At 29.2% G+C, this 25483-nt stretch carries 24 protein-coding genes and 1 pseudogene; 18 read left to right on the top strand and 7 right to left on the bottom strand.

Annotated features, from left to right (window positions below; genetic code table 11):
* Positions 1-17 precede the first annotated feature (17 nt).
* The 3 genes from dnaJ to AC5SL9_RS06815 form a co-directional block, all read right to left on the bottom strand.
* A complete protein-coding gene (gene dnaJ / locus AC5SL9_RS06805; protein WP_494574047.1) occupies positions 18-1148 on the bottom strand; it encodes a molecular chaperone DnaJ in 1131 nt (376 codons plus the stop codon).
* Positions 1149-1180: 32 nt separating this feature from the next.
* The gene (gene dnaK, locus AC5SL9_RS06810; protein ID WP_494574048.1) at positions 1181-3124 is read right to left on the bottom strand and encodes a molecular chaperone DnaK; all 1944 of its coding nucleotides are present in this window, start codon (positions 3122-3124) and stop codon (positions 1181-1183) included.
* A gap of 62 nt (positions 3125-3186) precedes the next feature.
* The gene (locus AC5SL9_RS06815) at positions 3187-3822 is read right to left on the bottom strand and encodes a nucleotide exchange factor GrpE (RefSeq protein ID WP_494574049.1); all 636 of its coding nucleotides are present in this window, start codon (positions 3820-3822) and stop codon (positions 3187-3189) included.
* Between the two features lie 36 nt (positions 3823-3858).
* Between AC5SL9_RS06815 and rdgB the strand changes: the two genes are divergently transcribed.
* Entirely contained in the window at positions 3859-4461 is a 603-nt protein-coding gene (gene rdgB, locus AC5SL9_RS06820; RefSeq protein WP_494574050.1) for an RdgB/HAM1 family non-canonical purine NTP pyrophosphatase, read from the top strand.
* Here rdgB and AC5SL9_RS06825 read toward each other — a convergent pair.
* Positions 4445-5596 (bottom strand): ABC transporter substrate-binding protein, encoded by a 1152-nt coding sequence (locus AC5SL9_RS06825; RefSeq protein ID WP_494574051.1) that lies wholly within the window; start codon positions 5594-5596, stop codon positions 4445-4447. The two genes, rdgB and AC5SL9_RS06825, sit on opposite strands and share 17 nt — an antisense overlap.
* Positions 5597-5628: 32 nt before the next feature.
* On the opposite strand from AC5SL9_RS06825, the gene rsmI reads away from it, so the two are divergent.
* Both rsmI and AC5SL9_RS06835 read left to right on the top strand, forming a co-directional pair.
* Positions 5629-6492: a 16S rRNA (cytidine(1402)-2'-O)-methyltransferase gene (gene rsmI / locus AC5SL9_RS06830; protein ID WP_494574052.1), complete on the top strand. Its 864-nt coding sequence runs from the start codon at positions 5629-5631 to the stop codon at positions 6490-6492.
* Complete coding sequence (locus tag AC5SL9_RS06835; RefSeq protein WP_494574053.1) at positions 6482-7075, top strand: BON domain-containing protein; 594 nt, start codon at positions 6482-6484, stop codon at positions 7073-7075. The genes rsmI and AC5SL9_RS06835 overlap by 11 nt, the downstream gene beginning before the upstream one ends.
* Here AC5SL9_RS06835 and AC5SL9_RS06840 read toward each other — a convergent pair.
* A complete protein-coding gene (locus tag AC5SL9_RS06840; protein WP_018413725.1) occupies positions 7072-9360 on the bottom strand; it encodes an NADP-dependent malic enzyme in 2289 nt (762 codons plus the stop codon). The two genes, AC5SL9_RS06835 and AC5SL9_RS06840, sit on opposite strands and share 4 nt — an antisense overlap.
* Before the next feature lie 50 nt (positions 9361-9410).
* Here AC5SL9_RS06840 and murJ point away from each other — a divergent pair, with 50 nt between their 5' ends.
* The 3 genes from murJ to AC5SL9_RS06855 are packed head-to-tail and all read left to right on the top strand — an operon-like array spanning position 9411 to position 12533.
* Positions 9411-10934: a murein biosynthesis integral membrane protein MurJ gene (gene murJ / locus AC5SL9_RS06845; protein ID WP_494574054.1), complete on the top strand. Its 1524-nt coding sequence runs from the start codon at positions 9411-9413 to the stop codon at positions 10932-10934.
* Between the two features lies 1 nt (position 10935).
* Positions 10936-11937, top strand: a complete 1002-nt coding sequence (gene trpS / locus AC5SL9_RS06850) for a tryptophan--tRNA ligase (protein WP_494574055.1) — start codon at positions 10936-10938, stop codon at positions 11935-11937.
* Between the two features lie 53 nt (positions 11938-11990).
* On the top strand, positions 11991-12533 hold the full coding sequence (locus tag AC5SL9_RS06855; RefSeq protein ID WP_006997529.1) for a NifU family protein: 543 nt from the start codon (positions 11991-11993) through the stop codon (positions 12531-12533).
* Positions 12534-12566: 33 nt separating this feature from the next.
* Here the strand turns inward: AC5SL9_RS06855 and AC5SL9_RS06860 are convergent, their stop codons facing one another.
* Positions 12567-12707 carry a hypothetical protein gene (locus AC5SL9_RS06860; protein ID WP_494574056.1) on the bottom strand — a complete coding sequence of 47 codons (141 nt, stop codon included), beginning with the start codon at positions 12705-12707 and terminating at the stop codon, positions 12567-12569.
* 19 nt (positions 12708-12726) lie between these two features.
* Here AC5SL9_RS06860 and AC5SL9_RS06865 point away from each other — a divergent pair, with 19 nt between their 5' ends.
* On the top strand, positions 12727-13650 hold the full coding sequence (locus AC5SL9_RS06865; protein WP_494574057.1) for a glucosaminidase domain-containing protein: 924 nt from the start codon (positions 12727-12729) through the stop codon (positions 13648-13650).
* Here AC5SL9_RS06865 and AC5SL9_RS06870 read toward each other — a convergent pair.
* On the bottom strand, positions 13647-14645 hold the full coding sequence (locus AC5SL9_RS06870) for a polysaccharide deacetylase family protein (protein WP_494574058.1): 999 nt from the start codon (positions 14643-14645) through the stop codon (positions 13647-13649). The two genes, AC5SL9_RS06865 and AC5SL9_RS06870, sit on opposite strands and share 4 nt — an antisense overlap.
* 7 nt (positions 14646-14652) lie before the next feature.
* Between AC5SL9_RS06870 and AC5SL9_RS06875 the strand changes: the two genes are divergently transcribed.
* The 11 genes and pseudogenes from AC5SL9_RS06875 (at position 14653) to rpsO (ending at position 25466) form a co-directional block, all read left to right on the top strand.
* Entirely contained in the window at positions 14653-15039 is a 387-nt protein-coding gene (locus AC5SL9_RS06875; RefSeq protein WP_006997526.1) for a peptidase M22, read from the top strand.
* Between the two features lie 9 nt (positions 15040-15048).
* Positions 15049-15426, top strand: a pseudogene (locus tag AC5SL9_RS06880) (Fur family transcriptional regulator); the annotation flags it as partial.
* Positions 15427-15462: 36 nt separating this feature from the next.
* A complete protein-coding gene (miaB, locus tag AC5SL9_RS06885) occupies positions 15463-16803 on the top strand; it encodes a tRNA (N6-isopentenyl adenosine(37)-C2)-methylthiotransferase MiaB (protein WP_494574389.1) in 1341 nt (446 codons plus the stop codon).
* Between the two features lie 2 nt (positions 16804-16805).
* Positions 16806-17807: a PhoH family protein gene (locus AC5SL9_RS06890; RefSeq protein WP_011281670.1), complete on the top strand. Its 1002-nt coding sequence runs from the start codon at positions 16806-16808 to the stop codon at positions 17805-17807.
* Positions 17800-18261: an rRNA maturation RNase YbeY gene (ybeY, locus tag AC5SL9_RS06895; protein WP_494574059.1), complete on the top strand. Its 462-nt coding sequence runs from the start codon at positions 17800-17802 to the stop codon at positions 18259-18261. The genes AC5SL9_RS06890 and ybeY overlap by 8 nt, the downstream gene beginning before the upstream one ends.
* Position 18262: 1 nt before the next feature.
* Positions 18263-19807 (top strand): apolipoprotein N-acyltransferase, encoded by a 1545-nt coding sequence (gene lnt / locus AC5SL9_RS06900; protein WP_494574060.1) that lies wholly within the window; start codon positions 18263-18265, stop codon positions 19805-19807.
* Positions 19800-20969: a methionine adenosyltransferase gene (gene metK, locus AC5SL9_RS06905; RefSeq protein WP_494574061.1), complete on the top strand. Its 1170-nt coding sequence runs from the start codon at positions 19800-19802 to the stop codon at positions 20967-20969. Before lnt ends, metK begins: the two co-directional genes overlap by 8 nt.
* 98 nt (positions 20970-21067) lie before the next feature.
* Complete coding sequence (gene nusA, locus AC5SL9_RS06910; RefSeq protein WP_026225039.1) at positions 21068-22621, top strand: transcription termination factor NusA; 1554 nt, start codon at positions 21068-21070, stop codon at positions 22619-22621.
* A gap of 10 nt (positions 22622-22631) precedes the next feature.
* Positions 22632-24836, top strand: a complete 2205-nt coding sequence (infB, locus tag AC5SL9_RS06915; RefSeq protein ID WP_027306833.1) for a translation initiation factor IF-2 — start codon at positions 22632-22634, stop codon at positions 24834-24836.
* Positions 24836-25204 (top strand): 30S ribosome-binding factor RbfA, encoded by a 369-nt coding sequence (gene rbfA, locus AC5SL9_RS06920; RefSeq protein WP_271480381.1) that lies wholly within the window; start codon positions 24836-24838, stop codon positions 25202-25204. Before infB ends, rbfA begins: the two co-directional genes overlap by 1 nt.
* Before the next feature lie 13 nt (positions 25205-25217).
* Entirely contained in the window at positions 25218-25466 is a 249-nt protein-coding gene (gene rpsO, locus AC5SL9_RS06925) for a 30S ribosomal protein S15 (protein WP_018413733.1), read from the top strand.
* Positions 25467-25483 lie beyond the last annotated feature (17 nt).

Here is a 25483-nt window from a genome sequence, read left to right on the forward strand (position 1 = left end):
TTTTAGTTAATTAGTCTTTAGTTTTTCCAAAAACTTTTTGCTTTTTGAAAGAATTGTTTGATACTTGGATTAGACTTTTCATTTTCAATTTCTCTAAATTTTTCAAGTAAAGCTTTTTGTTCTTTATTTAAATAAATAGGAACTTCAGTATTTACTTGGACATAAAGGTCCCCATTTCCACTACCTCTCATATAAGGCATACCTTTACCTTTTAGCCTAAATTGTTTTCCATTTTGAGTTCCATCAGGTATTTTAATTTTAGCTTTTCCGCCATCAATTGTTGGTATCTCTATTGTGGTTCCTAAAGCTGCATCAGCAATGGATATAGGAAATTCAAAAAATAAGTTTTCATCAGATCTTTTAAATAAATCATGTGAATGAACATTTACAAAAAGATAAAGATCACCATTTGCTCCACCTTTGGATCCTGCTTCACCTTTGCCAGCTAATCTAATCCTAGTTCCATCATCGACACCTTTAGGTATTGTAACTGATATTTTTTTCGAGGCTTGTTTGTTACCTTGACCATTACAATCTGTGCATGGATTTGTTATTTCTTCACCAGAGCCTGCACATTGAGGACAAGTTTGTTGAACAGTAAAAAAACCTTGGTTAGATCTTACTTTTCCATTTCCACCACAAACCGTACATCTGTCTGGAGAATGACCAGGTTTAGAACCATTACCACTGCAAGTATTACATTTTTCTGTAGTTGAGAATTTTATATCTTGTTTTTTACCCTCATATGCTTCTTCAAGGGTAATAGATAAATCATATCGAAGATCAGACCCTCTATTATTAGTTTTTCTTCTTCCTCTTGATTGTCCACCACCAAAATCTCCAAAAAAATCTTCAAATATATCTGAAAAATCAGCTCCACCAAAACCACCTCCAAAGCCTCCTCCTTGTCTGCCTCCACCACCCTCAAAAGCAGCGTGGCCAAAGTTGTCATAGTTTTGTTTTTTTTCTTTATCTGAAAGAATGCCGTAAGCTTCACCAGCTTCTTTAAATTTATCTTCTGAGGCTTTATCACCTGGGTTTTTGTCTGGGTGATATTTTACAGCTAATTTACGGTAAGCAGATTTTAATTCTTCAGGGCTTGCACTTTTGCTAACCCCTAAGACGTCATAAAAATCTCTTTTAGCCATAAGTTACTTTAAGATGATAGTTGCTGTAAGTCTTAGGCGCTTTTTTCTTTATCTTCTTCTTTGCCTTCTTTGCTTTCTTCTTTAACTTCTTCAAAGTCAGCATCAACTACATTATCGTCTTTTTTTCCTTCATCATTTTTATCACCTTCTTTTGGTGAGCCTTCTTTTTTCTCTTGAGATTTATAAATTGCTTCACCTAACTTCATGGAGGCTTGAACTAAAGTCTCAGTTTTCTTTTTAATTTCTTCAGTATCAGTTCCTTTAATAGCTTCTTTTAAATCAGTTGAGGCATCTTCAATTGCCTTTTTATCAGCATCAGAAACTTTGGCACCGTGCTCTTTTAGATTTTTTTCAGTAGAGTGTAAAAGAGTGTCTGCTTGATTTCTAACATCAACAGATTCTCTTTTCTTTTTGTCATCTTCTTTATTTGCTTCAGCATCTTTTACCATTTTTTCAATCTCTTCATCACTTAAGCCACCAGAGGCCTGGATTTGAATTTTTTGTTCTTTTCCCGTTCCTTTATCTTTAGCAGAAACACTCACAATTCCATTTGCATCAATATCAAAAGTTACTTCTATTTGAGGCACTCCTCTTGGAGCAGGTGCGATCCCAACTAGCTCAAAATTTCCTAACATTTTATTGTCAGATGCCATTTCTCTTTCACCTTGAAGCACTCTGATTGATACAGCAGGTTGGTTGTCATCAGCTGTTGAAAATACTTGGCTTTTTTTTGTTGGTATTGTTGTATTTTTTTCAATTAATTTTGTTGAAACACCACCTAATGTTTCAATTCCAAGCGATAAAGGTGTTACATCTAAAAGAAGGACATCTTTAACGTCTCCTTGAAGAACACCAGCTTGGATTGCAGCACCCATTGCTACAACTTCATCAGGGTTTACACTTTTATTAGGTTCTTTACCAAAAAAGTTTTTAACTTCAGCTAGAACTTTAGGCATTCTTGTCATTCCACCAACCATTACAATTTCATCAATTTCACTTGCAGTAAGCCCTGCATCTTTAAGAGCAGTTTTACATGGTGGTAATGTTCTTGAGATTAAATCTTCAACCAAAGCCTCTAATTTTGCTCTAGTCATTTTTAGATTAATATGTTTTGGACCAGTTTTATCAGCTGTTATAAAAGGTAAATTAACATCTGTTTGCTCTGCAGAAGATAATTCAATTTTTGCTTTTTCAGCAGCTTCTTTTAATCTTTGAAGAGCCAATTTATCTGATCTTAAATCAATTCCAGAATCTTTTTTAAATTCACCAATTAAATAATCAACGATTGTATTGTCAAAGTCTTCACCACCTAAAAATGTATCACCATTTGTAGATTTAACTTCAAATACACCATCACCTAACTCAAGGATAGAGACATCAAAAGTTCCACCACCTAAGTCATAAACAGCTATTTTTTTATTTTGTTTTTTATCTAAACCGTAAGCAAGAGAAGCAGCTGTTGGTTCATTAATAATTCTTAAAACTTCAAGACCAGCAATTTTACCAGCATCTTTTGTTGCCTGTCTTTGAGCATCATTAAAATATGCAGGAACTGTAATTACAGCTTTCGTTACTTCTTGGCCTAAATATTTTTCAGCTGTTTCTTTCATCTTTTGAAGAATAAAAGCTGAAATTTGAGAAGGTGAATATTTTTCCCCTTTAGCTTCAATCCAAGCATCTCCTTTTTCTGAATTCACAATTTTAAAAGGTGCAGCTGCAATATCTTTTTTTACAGTAGGGTCTTCAAAACTTCTTCCAATTAATCTTTTTACGGCAAAAATAGTATTTTCAGGGTTGGTTACAGCTTGTCTTTTTGCAGGTTGACCTACAAGTTTTTCCCCATCCTCAGTAAAAGCTACAACTGAAGGAGTTGTTCTTGCACCCTCAGCATTTTCTAAAACTTTTGGCTGACTACCTTCCATGATAGAAACACATGAATTTGTTGTTCCTAAATCTATTCCTATAATTTTGCTCATAATTTAATTCCTTTCCTTCATATAAGTGTTAATTTTCAATCTACAAGTTCTTACAATTATAATTAATTGTCTGAATTTTCTTTATTTTCCTCGCTTTTTTGTTCATCTGGAGTTTTAGTTTTTTTTGAAACTCCGACTAATGCTGGTCTTAAAAGTCTATCTTTCATCATAAAACCTTTTTGAATTTCTTGAACTATTGTTCCAGGTTCTTTTTGATCATCATCAATTTCCATCATAGCTTGGTGTTGATTGGGATCCAATTTTTTACCAATAGAAACAACAGGTGTAATTCCATTTTTTGAAAAAATTGACACCATATCTTTACTAATAATTTCAAAATGCTCTAAAGTTTTTTTTAAAGCTTCAGTATCTTTTAGTACTTCATCACTTTCTAAAATTTGTTTTGATCTTTCAAGATTATCAATTAAATTTAAAGCTTCTTTTGCAAAAGAAAACCCACCATAATCAAAAGCATCATCTTTTTCTTTTTCAAATCTTCTTCTTTGATTTTCCATTTCAGCAAAAGTTCTAGTAAGTTTATCTTCTAACTCCTTAATTTTTTCTTCAGGTATAACCTCTTTTGCCTCTTCAGTTTTATTGGCTGAAATTTCTTGTTCTACTTGGTTTTGCTCCTCAGCTTCACTCTCTTTAACTTCTTCATTTTGGTTTTCAGAATTAATGTTTTGATCTTTTTCCATGACAACTTATATGGTATGAAATTTGATAATTGCTAGATGTTAAAGAATAAAATTATAAAATTGTTGGTAGGCACTAATAATAAAGGAAAATTAAGAGAAATTAAGGATTTATTGCCTAAAAATGTTGAAATATACTCTCCACAGGACTTTAAAATAAAAAGCCCTCCTGAAAATGGCAAAACATTTAAGGAAAACTCCTTAATCAAAGCTAAATTTTTTTCTAAAAAATCAAAAATGATATGTCTGTCTGATGACTCAGGTTTACAAATAGATGTTTTAGATGGAGACCCTGGAATTTATTCAGCTAGATGGGGAGGTAAAAAAGGTGATTTTAAAGAAGCAATGAATAGAGTTTTTAAGGAGTTAGATAAAAAAGACAAAAATTGGCGAGAGAAAAAAATTAAGGCCAGGTTTATTTGTGCCTTAACCATTTATAATAAAAATAAAGAAATAATAAATTCTATTGGAAAGGTTGAAGGTTTTATTTCACCAGTTATAAAAGGTAAAAATGGTTTTGGTTATGATCCTATTTTCATACCACTTGGAAAAAAAATTACATTTGGTGAAATGAGAGCATCACAGAAATATAAAATAGATCATAGATTTAAAGCTTTTAAAAAAATTAAAAAACTTTTTTAAATTCTCCATCTTCAGCTTTATAAAAATTTAAAATATGATTAATTTTATTGTTTTTAATTTCAAAAACTCCAACCTTTCCTTTAAACAAGGTTTTTTTAGTAAACATTTTTTTATCAATAACAGATTCGTTTTGAAGAATTAAATAATACACAAGCCCAACCAAGTCATAACTTAAAAATGACAATTGATTAGGGTACTGATTATATTTTTCAAAATATTCATTAGAAAATTCATCATAATTATCTTTATTTGCAGAAGGAAAATACAAGGGTTGTGAGCTTGTCTCTTTTAAAAGAGACTCATCAAACCATTGATTAAGAGTAATAAAATATTTTTCTTTAGGAGTTATATCCGTATAAAGTAGAGAAGTTGTTACACTTTTTAAACTTTCATCAAAATCAGAAATTACCACTGAGTCAAATTTTACACTACCAAGAGTATCTCTCTTTTTTAACCTTTCAATTAAAAACTCTTTATTGCTTTGTTCCGATTTCTCTAGTCTATTTATTTCATCTTCAAGGTTTTGTTTTCTAATTTCATAACGTGTAATTTTTTCAATTTGTTTGGTAAGTTTAGTCGGGTCAGTATTATAAATATAATTTTCCAATGTTTTTATTTTAGAATTAGAAATAGCTTTTTCAATTTCATTTTTAAAACTTACATCTGGAGTAAGAAAGATAGTTTTTTTTATTTCGTTTAATTCTATAAACTTCTTAATTGCATTTAGTTGTGAAGTTGCATTAATTCCAGCGTTAATAATGTTTTTGGAAAAATTATCATTCTTATTCGTTAGAGCCAAGAATGTTAATTCACTTAACTCACCTAGGTAAATTAGACTTTCGTTAAAAACTGGACCAATTACAATTTTTATTCCTGAATTAGCCAACTCTTTGGCTGCCTTTAAAGTGACCTCAGGGTTTGACCGTGTATCTTTTGGTATAATCTCAATTGATGCATTGTTTATTGTGTTAATTGCAAGACGTGTAGATTTAATTATAGAAGGTCCTATTTCAGAGTTCTTTCCAGTTAAAGGGACAAGAAGACCAATCCTAATTTTCTCATTTGCCAAGAGTGCTACTGGAGTAATTAAGAAACCAAAAGCTAAAAAAAGTATAATTTTAATAATTTTGTTCATTTTAATGTTATTATTATAACTATTATAATTTGATGATTCTACATACTGAAAATATAAATAATAAAGTTAAAATTGGTCTTTATATTGTATCTACTCCAATTGGGAACTTAAGTGACATCACTTTAAGAGCCCTAGAAGTATTAAAAAAATCGGATTATGTACTGTGTGAGGATACACGTATTTCAAAAAATTTATTAGAACGGTATGAAATTAAATCAAAACTTATTGCAAATCATAAATTTAATGAAAAAAAAAATTTATCGAAAGTAATTGATATTTTAAAATCAGGATCGGTCGTTTCTTTGATTTCTGACGCTGGAACTCCATCTATCTCAGATCCAGGAGCTATATTAGTCAATGAATGTGTTATTAATGAAATAGATATCTTTCCAATTCCGGGTGCGTCAGCTGTTTCTTCTGCAGTTTCCATAAGTGGATTTAATGAAAAATATTTTTTTTATGGTTTTTTTCCAGATAAAAATAGCAAATTAAATGAAGATTTCGAAAGGCTTGCAAATTTAGAGGGCTGTATTGTTTTTTTTATTTCTCCACGAAAATTTAATAGATCGATAAAAGATTTAAAACGTTACTTTTCAAATAGAAAAATTTTGGTTTGTAGAGAAATGACGAAATTTTACGAGGAATATATAAGAACAGATGTGGAGACACTTGAACCATTTAAATCTGATCCCAAAGGAGAGTTAACAATTGTTATTTCTGAAAAGGTAAAAGAAAAAAATTCATCGATAATATTAAAAGAATCTGATAAAATAATTATTCAAAAATTAATTAAAAAACTAAGCATAAAAGATATTACAGATTTAATTAGCCAAAATACGAATGTATCAAAAAAAGAAATTTACAATTATTGTCTAAAAATAAAAAATGAAAAATAAAATATTTTTAATAAGTTTAATTTTTTTAATCTTAACAGGATGTGTTGGGATTAGCTCAAAAGGAGTTTTTGGAACAGGTGTTAGTGTTGCGTTTGATCCAAGATCTTTAGGGACCCAAATAGACGATTCTGTGATGCAAAAGAATTTAGCTACAAGATTAGCCCTAAGAGACAAGAGCTATATCTTAACTGTAAGCACAAAAGTTTTAGATGGAAAAATATTTGTAACAGGAAAAGTAGATGATCCTGAAGAAAAACTTCAAATTACTAAACTTGCATGGGAAACAAAAGGTGCTAGATCAGTTAAAAACGATATTAAAATAAAAGAAGATTTTAATTTTCAACAATCTGCTAAAGATTTATTAATTACATCTCAACTTCGTACAGCTTTAATATTTAACAAAAAAATTAAAGCAACCAATTATCAAATTGATACTTATAAGAAAAAAATATTTATTTATGGGATTTCTTTAACCACAGAAGAAAGAAAAGAAGTAATAAATGAAGCAAAAGAAATACTAGATGTAGAAGATGTTATTGCAAGTATTGTCTTGGTTGAAGACTTAAGAATTCAAAAAAATTAACTTTTTTTATAATCAATTACATCAGCAGAGTAGGCAGCAACTGATGCTAAATTTATGATTTCTGAAGTAGATGATCTTAAAGGGGCTATTTCAATGGGTTGACCCAATCCAATTAAAAGAGGACCAATAACTTTTGTGTCACCCAAGCTTTTCATCATTTTATAAGAGATAGCAGCACTGTGTTGGCCCGGCATTATTAATATATTTGCATTTCCTACAATACTTGAGAAAGGATATAATTCTTTGTATTCTTCATTTAAGGCAACATCTGGCTGCATGTCCCCATCAAAATCAAAATCTACATTTTTATCTTTTAAAATTTCAACAGCTTTTTTTATATGTTTAGTTCTACTTGTTAGAGGTTGACCAAAAGTAGAGTGAGAAACAAAAGCAACTTTTGGAACAAAGCCAAACATTTTAACTACTCTAGCTGATGAAATTGCAATTTCTGCAAGCTCCTCTGAACTTGGATATTCATTTACACTCGTATCTCCAACAAAAATAGTTTTTCCTTTAGCAACAACCATATTTAATCCAAACATGATTTCACCTGGTCTAGCATCTACAACTTGTGTAACTTTATCAAAAGAAGCTCCAAATCTTCTAGTATTTCCAGTTACAGCACCATCTGCATCACCACAAGCAACCATACAAGATGCCCATACAACCCTATCATTTCTAACTAATCTATCACAATCTCTTTCCAAAAGACCTTTCTCTCTTTGCAATTTTTCAAATAAAAAGTTTACGTATTTCTCTCTTTTTAGTGTGTCTTCAGAATTAACTATTTCGATATCAAAATTTTCATTGTAGCCAATTTCTTTTATTCTTTCTTTAATTTTATTTTTTTTACCAATTAAAATTGGTGTACCTAATTTAGAATTTTTAAATGCAATTGCCGCCTTAAGAGTGTTTTCGTCTTCTCCATCCGCAAAAACAATTCTCTTTTGATTTTTTTTTATATGAGAGTTAATACCTTGCATAATAGTTACTGAGGGATCTAGCCTTTGTTTGAGTTGGTCTCTATAAGCCTCAAAATCTTTTATAGGTTTTTTTGCAACACCACTATCCATAGCAGCTTTTGCAACAGCTGCAGGAATTACACTAATCAGTCTTGGATCAAACGTGGATGGAATTATATAATCTTTTCCATATTTAGGACGATCTCCTCCCATGGCGGCAACAACTTCATCTGGAACATCTTCTCTTGCTAATTTTGCAATTGCGTTTGCAGCTGCAACCTTCATTTCTTCATTAATAGTTGTAGCTCTTACGTCTAATGCTCCTCTAAAAATATAAGGAAAACCAATTAAATTGTTTACTTGGTTGGGATAATCAGATCTTCCAGTTGCAATAATGGCGTCATCTCTAACTTCCATTATTTCTTCAGGTTTTATTTCAGGATCAGGATTTGCACAGGCAAAAATTATTGGGTTCTTAGCCATAGTTTTTACTAACTCTTTTTTCAAAGCTCCTTTGGCAGATAATCCTAAAAATACGTCAGCTCCATTTATAGCTTCTTCTAAAGTTCTTTTTTTAGTTTCTACTGCATGGGCAGATTTCCACTGATCCATTCCCTCAGTTCTACCTCTATAGACCACTCCTTTACGATCAAGCATGATTACATTTTCACTAGGTACACCACTATTTTTAAACAAATTTGTACAAGCAATTGCTGATGCACCTGCTCCATTTACAACAACTTTAATGTCTTTTATTGATTTACCACTAATATCTAGGGCGTTAATTAATGCAGCTGTAGTTATAATTGCTGTTCCATGTTGATCGTCATGAAAAACTGGAATATCTAAAATTTCTTTTAATTTTTCTTCAATTATAAAACAATCAGGAGCTGCGATATCTTCTAAGTTAATACCACCAAAACTGCATGCAAAGTTTTTAATACTATTAATAATTTCATCGGAATCTTGAGAGTCAATTTCTAAGTCAATAGAATCTATATCGGCAAATCTTTTAAATAAAACTGCTTTTCCCTCCATGACAGGTTTAGATGCAAGTGCTCCTAAATTGCCCATTCCTAAAATAGCTGATCCATTACTTATCACTGCAACTAAATTTCCTTTAGATGTATAATCGTATGCTGTCTCTGGATCGTCAGCGATTGCTTGAACTGGAACTGCAACACCAGGAGAATAAGCTAATGCCAAATCTCTCTTAGTTGTCATTGGTTTTGAAGAATTTATTTCTATTTTTCCTGGCTTATTTAAGCTGTGAAATTCTAGAGCTTCTTTATCAGTATAATGATCTATTTTAGTTTTTTTCATTTATGTTAATTAGATATACAAATGGAGCAAATTTAAGACTAATATGATTTATGAACCTTATTAAGTCAACAAGCACGTTTAGCTTTTTTACAATAATTAGTAGGTTACTGGGCTATTTAAGAGATATTTTAATAGCAGTATTCCTTGGAACTGGAATTTTGGCAGATGCTTTCTTTGTGGCGTTTAGAATTCCCAATACTTTTAGAAGATTATTTTCTGAAGGAACTTTTAATGCAGCTTTTGTTCCAAGCTACTCATCATTATTGAATAAAAAAAAAGCACAAAATTTTGCTAATAGTATTTTTAATCTACTCACCCTAGGTCTAATAGTTTTAGTTCTGATTGTAGAGATATTGATGCCTTTATTTGTTTATCTAATTGCACCAGGTTTTGAAGGCGATTATGATAAAATGGAACTAGCTATAACCTTAACAAGAATTACTTTTCCATTTTTAATTTTTATAAGTTTAGCATCATTTTTTTCTGCAATTTTAAATTCACATAATAAATTTGCAATAGCGTCCGCTGCTCCAATTATTTTAAATATACTTTTAATTGGAGTTTTGTTATTTGCAAAAACATTAGACGATAATCTTGTTTATTATTTATCTTATGCTGTAACCATTTCAGGCGGTGTACAATTTATTTTTCTATATTTTTTTGTAAAAAAAAATTTTTCACCTGAGATTAAATTTAAAATTAATATTGATAAAAAAATTAAAAACTTTTTTAAAAAATTATTACCTAGTATTTTTTCATCAGGTGTTACTCAAATAAATATTTTAGTAGGAACAATTATTGCATCTTTTCAAGCTGGTGCTGTTTCTTATCTTTATTATGCTGATAGAGTTTATCAAATAAATTTAGCCATTGCTGGAATTGCAATTGGTACAGTTATTTTACCCCAACTATCTAAATATGTTAAAAGTCAAAATAAAGATAAAATAAACTTAATTCAAAATAAAGCTTTAGAACTTAGTCTATTCTTGAGTATCCCAGCAACAGTTGCATTATTAATTGCCTCAGAAGAAATTATTTCTTCATTATTTGGCTATGGTTCTTTTGATGAGTTAAGTGTTAAGAATTCAGCAAAAGCTCTATTTTATTTTGCAATTGGTTTGCCTGCTTTTTCATTAATAAAAGTTTTTTCGACATTTTTTTTCGCAAGACATAATACAAAAATACCGTTTTATATTTCATTATTATCTGTTTTATTAAATATATTTATTAGTGTTATCTTTTTTAAACAAATTGGTTTTATAATTATACCAATCGCAACTACCATTTCATCTTGGTTTAATGCATTGCTATTGTTTATCTTTTTAAAAAAAGAAAGTTTTTTCAATTTTAATCTTATCTTTATAGATAGATTAATTAAAATTTTAACAACATCAGTGATTATGGGAATATTTTTTAATTATATAATTTATTTTTTTAACAATGAATTGTCCTATCAAGAAAATTTTAAAGCAATCTATTTAATGGGTGCTGTTATTGCTGGTCTTATATTTTATTTTTTCATTGCAGTTTTAATCAAGGCTTTTAAAAGAACGGATATTAATTTAAACTATTGATATGATTAAAAAAATTTTTTCTGGAGTACAACCTACTGGTAACCTACATTTAGGAAACTATCTCGGAGCAATTAAAAATTTTGTAAAACTCCAAAATGAAAAAGAAAATGAGTGTATTTTTTGTGTAGTTGACCTTCATGCAATTACAGTAAAACAAGATCCTAAGGAACTAAAAAAGAATATAAGAGAAACTGCAGCAACATTTATTGCAAGTGGAATAGATCCTAACAAAAGTATAATTTTTAATCAATCAATGGTTCCAGCTCACTCTGAAGCCGCATGGATATTAAGTTGTGTTTCAAGAATTGGCTGGCTTAATAGAATGACTCAGTTTAAGGAAAAAGCTGGAAAAGATAAGGAAAAAGCTAGTATTGGCCTTTACTCCTATCCTGTATTAATGGCTGCTGATATTCTGCTGTATGACGCAACCCATGTTCCTGTTGGTGATGATCAAAAACAACACTTAGAACTTTGTAGAGATATAGCACAAAAATTTAATAACGATTTTAATGCAACAGATTTTTTAAAAGTTCCAGAGCCCTTAATACAGAAAGAGTTTTCTAGAATAATGAGTCTTAAAGATGGTTTAAAAAAAATGAGCAAATCAGATCCTTCAGATTTGAGCAGAATTAATCTTACAGATAATAGCGAAGAGATATTAAATAAAATTAAAAAAGCAAAAACGGATCCTTTGCCACTTCCTTCAGATATTAAAGATTTAAACGAAAGACCAGAAGCTGAAAATTTATTAGGGATCTATTCAAGTTTAAAAAATCAAAATTTAGAAAAATCTATTATTGAATTTAAAGCAAAAAATTTTTCAGAGTTTAAGGAGAAGTTATCAGAGACTTTAATTGAAACTATTGACCCAATCTCAAAAGAAATAAAAAAATTATTAAATGATGAGGGTTATTTAGATAAAATTCTTTTAGAAGGTTCTAATAAAGCTAATAAAATTGCTTCAAAAAAAATAAAAGAAATTAAAGATTTAGTAGGTTTTTAATAAGATTATATTAATTAGTTTAAATTTTCTCAGTAATCATTATATATAAAAAGATGTTTATTCAAACCGAAGTAACACCAAACCCAAATTCACTAAAGTTTTTGCCTGGAAAAACAGTTTCCAATAATGGTTCATTTGAAGTGATAAAAAAAGAAGAAACTGATAATGAATTAGTAAGAAATATTTTATCAATTAATGGGGTTACAGGCGTATTTTTAGGAGAAGATTTTATATCTATAAATAAAAATGAAGAAGTAAATTGGGAGGATATTAAACATATAGCTATTTCACTGATTAATGATTTTTATTCTACAGGAAAAGAATTTGTAATTGCCAATGAGTTACTTGGAGAAAAAAAAGAGGAACACACTGAAATCGAAAAGCAAATTATAAGTATCTTAGAATCAAAGATTAGACCTGCTGTTGCAAAAGATGGTGGTGATATTAAATTTAAAGAATTTAAAGATGGAATTGTTAAGGTAGAATTACAAGGAAGTTGTTCTGGTTGTCCCAGCTCGACAATGACCTTAAAACAAGGTGTACAAAATCTTTTGTGTCATTATTTGCCTGAGGTTAAAGAAGTGGTTGCAATATAGTTATGAGAAAAAAAATAATTATTAGAAAAAAACTTACATCGTTTTTTGAAACTGCAAAAGATTTAAAAAAAAAAATAAACTAGAAGCACAAAAAAGTGGACTAGATAATCTTTCAAGAACTTTTTTATCAAGTTTAATCATTATATCGATTTTTTTTATAGCTCCATTAGCCATTAATCTTACAAAAGAAAAAATGATATTTTCTAAGGACTATGAAAATAATTCAAAGAATAATTTAAAAAAATTATTAGAAAACAAAACAACAAAACTAGATGAACAATTAAATAAAAAGTTTTTATATGAAGATGTTTTAACATTCGATGAAAAGCCTTCAGATGCCATACTATTAAGTGCTGCAACAATTGAAGAACTTTTTAAATCAACAAATTATAATTTAAAAGATGTTAGAGAAAATAAATTAGTAAAGCCTATAAATTTAGATCTATTACCAAAAGAAATTGGAAAAATAGAAAATACTAAAAAAAGAAAAGAATTATTCATTCAGATAATTTTGCCTTTAGTCATTGATGAAAATAATAGTATTAAACTAGATAGAATAAAGCTCTTTAATATTTTAAATAAAAGCAAAAATACAAAGACAGAACAAGAGTGGTTAAACATAAAATTTAAACAATATGGAGTTGTAAACAAAGATTTATCTACATTGAAAATTAGAATGGATGAAGTGCCCGTTTCAATGGCAATTGCACAAGCTGCAAAGGAAACTGGTTGGGGAACATCAAGGTTTGCTCAAGAGGGAAATGCATTGTTTGGTCAGTGGACGTGGAGTGGTGAAGGAATAAAACCAGCCGATGCAGAAGATGATAGTACACATAAAGTTATGAGATTTAAGGTTTTGCAGGCGTCTGTAAAAGCATATCAAAGAAATTTAAACACACACTCGTCTTATAAAGATTTTAGAAGTGCAAGAGCAGAATTGAGAGATGAAGGAAAAGAATTAGACAGTATGATTCTTACCGAATACTTAGATAAATATGCACAGACAGGAAAAGAGTATGTTAAAATTTTACAACAAATTATTAGACAAAATGATTTAACAGATTTTGATGATGCAAAGTTATTACCATCTAGCAAAGATTTAGAAAGTTTAATTTAATTTTGATTCACTGAAAATTGAACGCCGAACCATCTCCATATTCCATCATCATTAAGTGAACAATTAACTCTACCTCTTCTGAATGTAAATTTTTCTCTAAAATTTATGTTTAGTATATTTTTATTAAAAGTAATATTTGACTTATCCCATCCACTACCCTCATCAGAGAAACAATTAATATTTTCTATATTTTTTTGATTTTCAAAAAATTCAACAGATAGTTTTGGTGGATTGTTATTGATAATATACTTGTCTTCAGGGTTTAGAGATTTGTATGGAAGTGGACCAAGATTAATTAAAAATTTGAATCTTTCTAAGTCACCATATTTCTCATTAATTGGGAATCTGGGTAATTCATGAGGATCTTTATTAATATCAATAACACCAGAATGTTGTCCAAAAGCAAAATCAAAATTTTTGGAAATAAAATCTTTAATAGTTTTGCTATATTCACCAAATGGGTATGAAAAAAAGATTGGGTTATAACCTAAGTTCTGATTAAAAATTTCTATTGAAGTATTAATATCAGCCAAAAAATTTTTTGTTTCCATATCAACCAGGTAATTATGAGAATGAGAATGATTGCCAATGTAAGCATATGGCTCTTTTTCTACTTCTTGTATTTGTTGCCAACTCATATAGCCAGTTTTACCTACGGTTTCAGTTGAAACAAATAAAATAAAAGGAATTTTTTCTTTTTTCAAATATGGCCACGCAATTTTATAAAAAGATAAGAAAGCATCATCTACAGTGATAAGTATTTCTTTTTTATTTTTTGGAAAATTAAATTCTTTTTGTAAATATTGTGGATCAAAAAATTTATAATTTGAGGTATTGATTATAGACATTTGTTCTTTGAAAATATCCATTTGTATATTTGTTGAAGGATACTTATTTTCATCAAATCGGTGATACATCAAAGAAAGAATGCCACTATCTTCAGAATAATATTTGATATTATTTTCTTCTGCTTTAGAATTGACAGCAAATAACATTATTATAATGAAAAATTTAATAGTAGATGCCACAAGAGATAAAATTTTTTTAACACTCATAGTTAGTGAAAATATTTATACTTGTACTCATGAAAATAGTAAAATTAATTTTGAAAAATTAATGATCTTAATTAATGATTTTTTAAAGGTAAATTCCTCTACTTTAGATCAAATTGATATTATTTATGTTAACAGAGGACCCGGTAGTTTTGCAGGAATTAGAAATTCATTAGCGACGATTAAAGCTTTATTTCTAACAAAAAAAATCAATTATTATTGTTTTAGTTTTGAAGATTTTAAAGGATTTAAAGAAGTTAAGTATGAAGAAGTCCCTAGTTTATGTGAAAAATTTAAAATTAAAAAGAATTTGATTAATCCTATTTATTTAAGTTAAAATTAAAAAATGTCAGAAAATATTGAACAAAAATGTTTAGCTAAAGGAGTTAAACTAACGGATCAAAGAAAAATTATCGCAAAAGTAATGTCAGAGTCTAATGACCATCCAGATGTAGATGAACTATATAATAGAGTTTCAAAGATTGATCCAAAAATAAGTATTGCCACAGTATATAGAACAGTAAAACTTTTTGAGGAGTCTGGAATTTTAGCTAAACATGATTTTAAAGGAGGCAAAGCTAGATACGAGGAATTAAATGAAGGACATCATGATCATTTAATTGATGTTAAATCAGGAGAAATTATTGAATTTGTGGATGAAGAGATAGAAAAGCTACAAGAAAAAATTGCTGATAAATACGGTTATCGATTGGTTGATCACAAATTAGAATTATATGGGGTTAAAAAAAATCCTAACACAATGTTAAAAAAAATTTTTATTAAAACTTTCGGTTGTCAAATGAATGAATACGATTCAAATCGTATATTTGATACTGTAAAAAAAATAGGCTTTGAAAAAACTGAAAAATATGAGGATGCAAATTGTTATCTTTTAAACACCTGTCATATTCGTGATAAAGCAAAAGAAAAGGTTTACCATGAAATAGGAAGAGTCAAAAAAATTTTTAGAGAGAAAAAAAAACCAATTGTAATTGTTGCTGGTTGTGTTGCTCAAGCTGAAAATCAAGAAATGTTAAAAAGAGAACCTTATATTGATATTGTAATTGGTCCACAGTCTTACCATAAAATAAATGAGGCAATATTAAATCATTTAAAAAACAAAAAAAAAGAGGAAGAAACAGAATTTGATACAATTTCTAAATTTAATTATTTAAGTCAGATTAAAAATAAAGACAGTAAAGTCTCTTCATTTTTAACAATCCAAGAAGGTTGTGATAAATTCTGTCATTTTTGTGTAGTGCCTTATACTCGTGGACCAGAATACTCCAGACCTTTTGATCAAATCATAAATGAAGCAAAAGAATTGGTTCAAAGTGGTGCAAAAGAAATTATCTTGTTAGGTCAAAATGTAAACGCATACAGTTATGATGAGGAAGGTAAAGAATATAGACTATCAGATTTGCTAATCAAACTTGATAGCTTTGATAAACTTGAAAGAATTCGATACACAACATCTCATCCTAAGGATATGACAGATGATTTGATTAATGTTTATAAGACATCATCTAAACTGATGCCCCTTGTACATTTACCAGTACAAAGTGGATCAAATAAAATTTTAAATCTAATGAATAGAAAACACACCATTGAAGAATACCTGCTAGTTTATGAAAAATTAAGGAAGATTAACCCAAAAATTGAGTTTTCTAGTGATTTTATTATTGGATACCCAGAAGAAGATGAGCAAGATTTTAAAATGACAATGGAACTAATTGAAAAAGTAAAATTTATCAACTCTTATTCGTTTATCTTTAGCCCAAGACCAGGAACCGTTGCTGCAAATTTAACACTCGTGGATCAAAAAAAATCTAAACAAAGATTAGAGATAATTCAGGAGAAATTATTTAATAACCAAATAAAAAAAAATAAATCTTTAGAAAATAAAATTTTAAATGTTCTAGTAGAAAATAAAATGAAAGATGGGATTAAGTTATTTGGAAGAACAGAATATATGACATCAGTAATTTTTGATGGCAATATAGAAAATATTGGAAAACTTGTGCAGGTCGAAATAACAAGTAGTAATCAAAATAGTCTTTTTGGAAAATTAACTGAAAGCTCTAAAAAAAAGGTAGCTTAAAATTGAATAATACAGTTTCAAAAAAAATTAATTCAACATTAAAATTTGTATACTCTGATAATAACTCTTTAAGCGTTATCTTTCATGATAATGATTTATTAATGGGAGTTGTTGGTGAGTTTAATGAAAATTTAAAAGAACTTGAAAAAATTACTAATACAAATCTTTATTCAAGGGGAAATTCTATTTTAATAAAATCAACCCCAGAACAAAACGAAATTACAAAAAATGCTATTCAATTTCTTGCAAATCAATTTATTAACAATGGCAGTATTGAGAAAAAAGATATAATCTCATCTATAGATAAATTTATGATTGAAGAAAAAGTAAAAAATCAAAATGTTTCTGATATAATTAAAACACCAAAAAAATCTGTTATCCCTAGATCAGAGAGACAAAAAGAATATGTTAGAGCTTTAAGACAAAGTGATATTGTCATATCTGCAGGCCCTGCAGGGACAGGTAAAACTTTTTTAGCAGTAGCAGTTGGATTAACTATGTTGCTTGATAAAAAAATTGAAAGAATTATTCTATCAAGACCAGCAGTAGAAGCTGGTGAGAGACTTGGTTTTTTACCAGGAGATATGAAGGAGAAAGTAGATCCTTATTTAAGGCCTCTATATGATTCTCTCTATGATTTATTTGATTTCGAAAAAATACAGAGAATGATTGAAATTGGTGATATTGAAATAGCACCACTTGCTTTCATGAGAGGAAGAACGTTAAAGAATTCTTTTGCAATTTTAGATGAAGCCCAAAATGCAACAGATACTCAAATTAAGATGTTTTTAACACGTATAGGTGAGAATTCTAAAATTGTTATAAATGGTGATCCTTCTCAAATAGATCTACCAAATAAAAACATGTCAGGCCTAAGTAGATCTAAGAAATTACTTGGACACTTAAAAGAAATTTCAGTTGTAGATTTTGATCATTCAGATGTGGTGAGACATCCTTTGGTATCTAAGATTGTAAAAGCGTACTCTGACCAAGAAAATGATTAAAATTGATGTAGTTTCGGAGTGCACTCTCTGGAGCAAAAAAATCAAAAGAAATAAAACTTTTTTTAATTCTATTCTAAAATTTTTTCCAAAAAAATATAAATTTATAGGTAAAAAAATAAATCTAACAATTTTACTTTCAAATAATAAGAATATTAAAAAGCTAAATAAAGATTTTAGAAATAAAAATAAACCTACAGATGTATTATCATTTCCATTTGAAAAAAAATTTAACCCAAAAAAATCAAATTATCTTGGTGATATAGTAATTAGCTATGAGTTTATGAATAAACCAAAAAATATAAGCATTTTAGAGTTTAAACAAAAAGTAGTTAAAATTTTTATTCATGGATTTCTTCATTTATTAGGACACGATCATATAAAACTAAAAGATTTTAAAAAAATGATTAAAGAAGAAGATTTAATTTATAAATTCATCAAAATAAAAGTTGCTTAACTTGCTTAAAAAAAATTTTTTAAACATATTATATGTATTTTTTTTAGGTGCTATCAGCTCTTACAGCTTGCCACCTTATAATTATTTTATAATTAATTTTTTTACTTTTTCGTTATTCTTTATTTTCCTTTTTACACAAAAAAAAATTAATTCAAATAATAAATCGTTCTTTAAATATGGATGGTTTTTTGGTTTTGGTTATTTTTTATGTAGTTTATATTGGATTGCAATTTCTTTAACTTTTGATGAAAGCTTTAAATTTTTAATACCAATAGCTATAGTTTTATTTCCTGCTTTTCTTGCATTATTTTATGGATTTATAACTTATTTGTTTTCTGTTTTTTATTCTAGAGATGTTGTTAGTACATTTTTTATTTTTTCAATTTTATTTGGATCTATTGAATTTATTAGAGGGTCCATTCTTACTGGTTTTCCATGGAATTTAATTGCTTTTAGTTTTTCAGAAAGTATTTATTTTATTCAAATTCTTTCAGTAATTGGGACTTATTCTTTCAATTTAATTTGTATATCTTTGTTTACTGTTCCAGCTGTATTTATCTTAAGAAAAACTAGAAAAGAAATTATTGTCTGTTTTTTCTTGATAATAATTTCTGTAGGTTTTTTAGTTTTTGGCAATTTAAAATATAATCAATTTAATACTATAGCTGATATTAAAAATAATTTTACAATAAGAGCTGTATCACCCAATATTAGTTTAGATCGATTTTATTCAAAGCAGGATGAATTAAAGATAATACAAGAATTAATTACCTTGAGTAATCCAGAAAAAAAAGAGCCAATGATTTTTTTATGGCCTGAAGGAATTATTCCAGACAGTTATTTAAGAGATATGGATATATATAAGGAATTATTTTCAAATAGTTTTTCGAGTGATGATTTAATTATCATGGGTTTAAATAGTATAAAGACTGAAAATAGTGAAAATTTATTTTTTAATTCAATGGCGATTTTTAACAATAAATTGGATTTAATTCATAGTTATAACAAAATTAATTTAGTGCCATTTGGAGAGTTTACTCCATTTGAATCAGTTTTTAGTTTAATAGGACTTAAAACAGTAACCAATGATTACCAATCTTTTTCAAAAGGTGAGAACCAAAAAGCACTTTTAATAAAAAATGACAAGATAGAATTAAAATTACTTCCCTTAATTTGTTATGAAATTATTTATTCAAATAGACTATTTAAAGACAAAAATTTTGATTATATAATTAATATTTCAGAAGACGGGTGGTTTGGAAATTCTATTGGCCCAAAGCAACATTTTGCACACAGTGTCTTTAGATCAATTGAAAGTGGAAAATATGTAATTAGATCAGCAAACAATGGAATATCTGCCATTGTTAATCCAATAGGTATTATAGAAAAAAAAGTTGAGTTTGGCACTACTGGATATGTTGATTTTAAAGAGAGTAAAATCCTTAAATCTACACCTTATATGAATTATGGGGATAAGATATTTTTTATACTTATTTTATTATATATTTTTTTAATTTTTTCATTTAAGAAAATTACACATGAGTAATTTAAAAAATTTTTTATTTACAAGCGAGTCTGTTTCTGAAGGACATCCAGACAAAGTGTCAGATCGTATTTCTGATATGGTTGTGGATAGCTTTCTTTCAGGTGATCCTTTTTCAAGAGTAGCATGTGAAACTTTAACCACTACAAATAAAGTTGTTTTAGCTGGAGAAGTAAGGGGACCGAGCATCAAAGAAGAAGATCTTATTCAAAAAGTAAGAGAATGCATTAAGGATATTGGGTACGATCAAGATGGTTTTACTTGGAGAGAAGCTACAAAAATAGAAAGCCACCTTCACGCACAATCTGCTGATATAGCCATGGGTGTGGACTCATCAAGTAATAAAGATGAGGGAGCAGGTGACCAAGGAATAATGTTTGGTTATGCCTGTAACGAAACTGAAGAATTAATGCCAGCACCAATTCATTATTCTCATAAGATTTTGAGATTAATGGCGGAAGATCGAAAATCTGGAAAATTAAAAAATATTGAGCCAGATTCAAAAAGTCAAGTCACGTTTGAGTATGTAGATGCAAAACCAACCAAAGTAAAATCAGTTGTTATATCTTCACAACACTCAGCAGATGTAGATCAAGCAAAAGTTAGAGAATTATTAAAACCTTATTTATTAAAATCAATTCCAGAAAAGTTTTTGAAAGATTTTAATGAAGAGGAATTATATATAAATCCAACTGGAAATTTTGTAATTGGTGGTCCAGATGGGGATTGTGGCTTAACAGGTAGAAAAATTATTGTAGATACTTATGGTGGAGCAGCACCTCATGGTGGAGGAGCTTTCTCTGGTAAAGATCCAACTAAAGTTGATAGATCAGCCGCTTATGCAGCAAGATATATTGCTAAAAATATTGTTGCATCTAACATTGCTGAAAAATGTTTAATTCAACTAGCATACGCAATTGGAGTTTCTAAACCTTTATCAATTTATGTAGATTTATTTGATAATGATTTAGAAAAAAATAAATTTGTAACAGAAAAGATCTCAGAAAATTTTGATTTAAGCCCAAGAGGTATAAGAGAAATGCTTGGCTTAAATAAACCTATTTATGAAAAAACAGCAGCTTATGGTCATTTTGGAAGAGTGCCTGAAGCTAACGGCTCATTTTCATGGGAAAAAACTGATAAAAAAGACGTTTTTTCTAAATAGTTGCTATTGAATTAAAAAAAAATCTTTATATATTGCCCTTACATTATTGAAATTACAGAATGGGCTTTAGCCCATTTTTTTTTGGAGCTAATAAACTTATGTTAAATAGAAGATCAGATAAATTAGAATTATTAAGAATTGCTGAAGCAGTTGCTTTAGAAAAGTCTATAGATAAAGAATTAATTATAGATTCCATGGAAACTGGAATTGCAAAAGCTGCCAAATCAAAATTTGGACAGGACAATGAAATTAAAGTTTTAATAGACAGAGAAAGTGGCGATATTGGAATTTTCAGAAAATTAATTGTTGTAGAAAAGCCAGAAAATACAAATACAGAAATTAATCTTCAAGATGCAATCATTTTAAATGAAGTCAACAAAGATAAAAAAATTGGTGACGAAATTTTACAACCGCTTCCCTCTTTTGATTTTGGAAGAATAGCTGCACAAACAGCAAAACAAGTTATTAGTTTTAATGTAAGAGAAGCAGAACGTGAAAGACAATACAATGATTTTATAGATAAAAAAGACTCAATTCTAAGTGGAATTGTTAAACGTCTAGAGTTTGGAAATGTGATAGTTGATTTAGGTAGAACTGAAGCAATTATTCAAAAAAATGAAATGATCCCTAGAGAAAACATTAAAGCTGGAGATAGAGTTAAAGCTTACTGTTATGATGTTAAAAGAGAAGCTAGAGGACAACAAATATTTTTATCAAGAGCACATCCAAAATTTATGGAAAAATTATTTGTTCAAGAGGTTCCTGAAATTTATGATGGTTTAATTGAAATCAAATCATCAGCAAGAGATCCTGGAAGTAGAGCAAAAATCTGTGTTAAAGCAGTTGATACTTCATTAGATCCAGTAGGAGCTTGTGTTGGAATGAGAGGATCAAGAGTCCAAGCAGTAGTTAACGAATTACAAGGTGAAAAAATTGATATTGTTAATTGGTCTGAAGATCCAGCAATAGTAGTTTCAAATGCATTGTCACCAGCTGAAGTTCAAAGAGTAAACGTTGATAGTGTTGCAAAAAAATTAGATGTAATTTTAACAGAAGAAAATTTAAGTAAAGCAATTGGTCGTAGAGGTCAAAACGTAAGACTTGCTACTAAATTATTAAATTACGAAATTAATATAATGACTGATGCAGAAGATTCAGAAAGAAGACAATCTGAATTTAAAGAAAAAACCGAAAACTTTGTTAAAAACTTAGAGCTGGACGAAACATTAGGACAATTACTTGTTGCTGAAGGTTTTTCTTCAATCTCAGATATTAAAGATAGTTCACCAGAAAATTTAATGAAAATTGAAGGTATAGAGGAAGACACTGCCAAGGCTTTGATTGAAAGAGCAAAAGAGTTTTACCAAAAAGATCAAGAAGATATTACTCAAAGAATTAAAGATTTGGGACTTCAAGATGATCTTATAAATCACAAAGGACTGACCCCTGGAATGTTAGTTACTTTAGGAGAGCAAAAGATTTTAAAATTAGAAGATTTTGCAGACCTTGCCTCTGATGAATTAACAGGTGGTTATGATGTTGTGAAAGGTGAAAGAATTAAGATTCAAGGATACCTTGAAGATTTTGCTTTATCAAAAACAGAAGCGGATGAATTAATAATGTCTGCAAGAAGCATAATTTACAAAGATTGAGTAATGAAATATGGAAAACAAAAAAACAAAATTAACACTGTCTGGCATAGCCAAGAAATCGATAGAGAATATAGAGTTAGCAAAAACTCAAAGTAAAAATTCCGTTGTAATTGAAAAAAAGCCCAGCAAATTCGCACCTAGAAGTAACTTTACTAGACCTGCTAGTGTTAGGTCAAAACCAGCAGTATCAACAACAAGTAGTTTCCCTCCAAGAACCACATCAGCACCTAAACCGGCTTCTCCAATAACTAATGATTATGAAAAACGTAAGTTAGCTGAACAAAGAGCAACTAGAAGATTGAAAGGGGATACAGGTAAACCTGAAACTAAAAAAAGAGAATTAAAATTAACAGTATCAAGAGCTTTAAGTGATGAGATTGAAGCAAGATCAAGAAGTATGGCTTCGCTTAAAAGAGCAAAATTAAAAGAAAATAGAGAACTTACTAAAGAGGAAATTCAAGAAAGCTTAAAGCCTGTAAAAAGAGATGTAAATATTCCTGAAGCAATAACAGTGAGAGAACTATCTAACAGAATGGCTGAGCAATCAAGCAATGTAATCAAACATTTATTTGGAATGGGTGTTACGGTTACTATCAATCAAACATTAGCTGCAGATACTGCTGAATACTTAGTAAAAGAATTTGGCCACAATCCGATTAGAGAAACAAAAGCAGAAGAAATTATTCAAAAAATAAAAGAGTCTAGATCTGAAAATTTAAAGAATAGACCACCAATCGTAACTGTGATGGGCCACGTGGATCATGGAAAGACCTCGGTATTAGATGTTTTAAGAAGTGCGAATGTTGTCTCTGGTGAATTTGGTGGAATAACACAACACATTGGAGCTTACCAAATACAACACGAATCTAATAAACTAACTTTTATTGATACACCAGGTCATGCTGCATTTACAGAAATGAGAGCTAGAGGATCAAAATTAACAGACGTTGTAGTATTAGTAGTTGCTGCAGATGATGGTGTTAAACCTCAAACAATTGAATCTATAAAACATGCAAAAGCTGCGAACGTTCCAATAGTTGTAGCAATTAACAAGTGTGATCTACCTGAAGCAGACCCACAAAAAATAAAGAATCAACTTTTAGAGTACGAACTTATTGCAGAAGATCTATCGGGAGATACTTTAATGGTTGAAATTTCTGCAAAAAATAAAAAAAATTTAGATAAGTTAGTAGAGTCGATTGTTCTACAAGCAGAAATTTTAGACTTAAAAACTGACTTTGAATCTAAAGCTACAGGAATTGTTTTAGAATCTAAAATTGATATTGGCAGAGGAGCTGTTGCAACAGTTGTGGTTACATCTGGAACAATTAAAAAAGGTGATTTCTTTGTTAGTGGATTAAAATGGGGAAAAGTTAGAGCTTTGATTAATGATAAAGGAGAAAATGTTAATGAAGCACCACCATCAATGCCAGTTGAAATTCTTGGAATTAATGGAGCGGCTAAATCTGGAGATGATTTTATTGTACTAGATTCAGAAAAAGAGGCAAAAACATTGAGTCAGAATAGAGCAGAAGAAAGCAAAACTGGTGGAAGTCCTTTAACTTTTGCTACTCAAGACTCAGCTTTTGCTGATAAGTCAGCTGCAGAATTAAATATTATTGTAAAATCAGATGTTCATGGATCTGCAGAGGCAATCAAAAGTGCGATTAATCAAATTACCCATGATGAAGTAAAACCTAAAATAATTTTATCTGATATTGGAATGGTAACAGAAACAGATGTAACTTTAGCAAAAGCATCTAACGCTGCACTAATTGCATTCAATGTTAAACCAAGTAAGGAAGCAAAAAAATTAGCAGAAAATGAAAAAATTGTAATCTCTTCTTATAATATTATTTATGAAGTTTTGGATTATATTAAATTAAGAATGTCAGGACTTCTTGCTCCAGATGTTCAGGAAAAAATTATTGGTACAGCTCAAATTTTAGAAATTTTCAAAGTTTCAGGTACAGGAAAAGTTGCAGGCTCAAAAGTAACTGAAGGTGAAATAACTAGTGGCGCAAGTGCTAGGGTAGTAAGAGATGGAGCAATTATTTATACGGGTAAAATAAGTACTATTTTTAGAGAAAAAGATCAGGCAAAACAGGTTAGTAATGGCCAAGAGTGTGGAATAACGCTTAAGGACTTTATCGATTTCCAGAAAAACGATACAATAGAGGCCTTTAGTACGACCACAACGGATAGAACAGTATAATGGCTGATAGAATAGGAAAACCAGTATCACAGAGACAATTGCGTGTTGGAGAGATGATTAGGCAATCTTTAGGCATGATTTTTGCCAGAAATGAAGCTAAGGTCCCGAATTTAGAAACTAACACTATAACGGTTACTGAAGTAAAAATGAGTCAAGACCTTAAAATTGCAAAAGCTTACGTATTACCATTAGGCGGTAAAGATACGGAGCTAGTTATTAAAAAATTAAAAGAATATTCTTTCTTAATTAGAAAAGCTTTATCTAAAAAAATAATTATGAAATATTTACCAAAAATACTTTTTGCTAAAGACGACTCATTTGAGTACGCAGAAAAAATAGAAAACTTAATAAAACAAACAAATAAATAGGAAAATAAATAGTATGACGAAAAAAGCAGAAGAATTAAAAATGCACGCGAAGGACACTGGTTCTTCAGAAGTACAAATTGCATTATTAACGGGAAAAATTGAAACTCTTTCAGCACACATTAAACAATTCAAAAAAGATAAACACTCTTCAGTTGGATTATTAAGAGCAGTAAATAGAAGAAAAAAATTGTTAGAATATTTAAAGAAAAATAAATTTGATTCTTACAAAAATGTATTAACTCAATTAAATTTAAGAAAATAGACAGAAGGAAACGGAAA

The organism is Candidatus Pelagibacter sp. PS_37, assembly GCF_059417825.1.

Excerpts from the sequence above, each read along its gene's own strand:
- dnaJ (WP_494574047.1), bottom strand. The coding sequence starts at position 1,148 with ATGGCTAAAAGAGATTTTTATGACGTCTTAGGGGTTAGCAAAAGTGCA.
- dnaK (WP_494574048.1), bottom strand. The coding sequence starts at position 3,124 with ATGAGCAAAATTATAGGAATAGATTTAGGAACAACAAATTCATGTGTT.
- AC5SL9_RS06815 (WP_494574049.1), bottom strand. The coding sequence starts at position 3,822 with ATGGAAAAAGATCAAAACATTAATTCTGAAAACCAAAATGAAGAAGTT.
- rdgB (WP_494574050.1), top strand. The coding sequence starts at position 3,859 with ATGTTAAAGAATAAAATTATAAAATTGTTGGTAGGCACTAATAATAAA.
- AC5SL9_RS06825 (WP_494574051.1), bottom strand. The coding sequence starts at position 5,596 with ATGAACAAAATTATTAAAATTATACTTTTTTTAGCTTTTGGTTTCTTA.
- rsmI (WP_494574052.1), top strand. The coding sequence starts at position 5,629 with ATGATTCTACATACTGAAAATATAAATAATAAAGTTAAAATTGGTCTT.
- AC5SL9_RS06835 (WP_494574053.1), top strand. The coding sequence starts at position 6,482 with ATGAAAAATAAAATATTTTTAATAAGTTTAATTTTTTTAATCTTAACA.
- AC5SL9_RS06840 (WP_018413725.1), bottom strand. The coding sequence starts at position 9,360 with ATGAAAAAAACTAAAATAGATCATTATACTGATAAAGAAGCTCTAGAA.
- murJ (WP_494574054.1), top strand. The coding sequence starts at position 9,411 with ATGAACCTTATTAAGTCAACAAGCACGTTTAGCTTTTTTACAATAATT.
- trpS (WP_494574055.1), top strand. The coding sequence starts at position 10,936 with ATGATTAAAAAAATTTTTTCTGGAGTACAACCTACTGGTAACCTACAT.
- AC5SL9_RS06855 (WP_006997529.1), top strand. The coding sequence starts at position 11,991 with ATGTTTATTCAAACCGAAGTAACACCAAACCCAAATTCACTAAAGTTT.
- AC5SL9_RS06860 (WP_494574056.1), bottom strand. The coding sequence starts at position 12,707 with ATGGCTAATGGAGCTATAAAAAAAATCGATATAATGATTAAACTTGAT.
- AC5SL9_RS06865 (WP_494574057.1), top strand. The coding sequence starts at position 12,727 with ATGATATTTTCTAAGGACTATGAAAATAATTCAAAGAATAATTTAAAA.
- AC5SL9_RS06870 (WP_494574058.1), bottom strand. The coding sequence starts at position 14,645 with ATGTTATTTGCTGTCAATTCTAAAGCAGAAGAAAATAATATCAAATAT.
- AC5SL9_RS06875 (WP_006997526.1), top strand. The coding sequence starts at position 14,653 with ATGAAAAATTTAATAGTAGATGCCACAAGAGATAAAATTTTTTTAACA.
- miaB (WP_494574389.1), top strand. The coding sequence starts at position 15,463 with ATGTTAAAAAAAATTTTTATTAAAACTTTCGGTTGTCAAATGAATGAA.
- ybeY (WP_494574059.1), top strand. The coding sequence starts at position 17,800 with ATGATTAAAATTGATGTAGTTTCGGAGTGCACTCTCTGGAGCAAAAAA.
- metK (WP_494574061.1), top strand. The coding sequence starts at position 19,800 with ATGAGTAATTTAAAAAATTTTTTATTTACAAGCGAGTCTGTTTCTGAA.
- nusA (WP_026225039.1), top strand. The coding sequence starts at position 21,068 with ATGTTAAATAGAAGATCAGATAAATTAGAATTATTAAGAATTGCTGAA.
- infB (WP_027306833.1), top strand. The coding sequence starts at position 22,632 with ATGGAAAACAAAAAAACAAAATTAACACTGTCTGGCATAGCCAAGAAA.
- rbfA (WP_271480381.1), top strand. The coding sequence starts at position 24,836 with ATGGCTGATAGAATAGGAAAACCAGTATCACAGAGACAATTGCGTGTT.
- rpsO (WP_018413733.1), top strand. The coding sequence starts at position 25,218 with ATGACGAAAAAAGCAGAAGAATTAAAAATGCACGCGAAGGACACTGGT.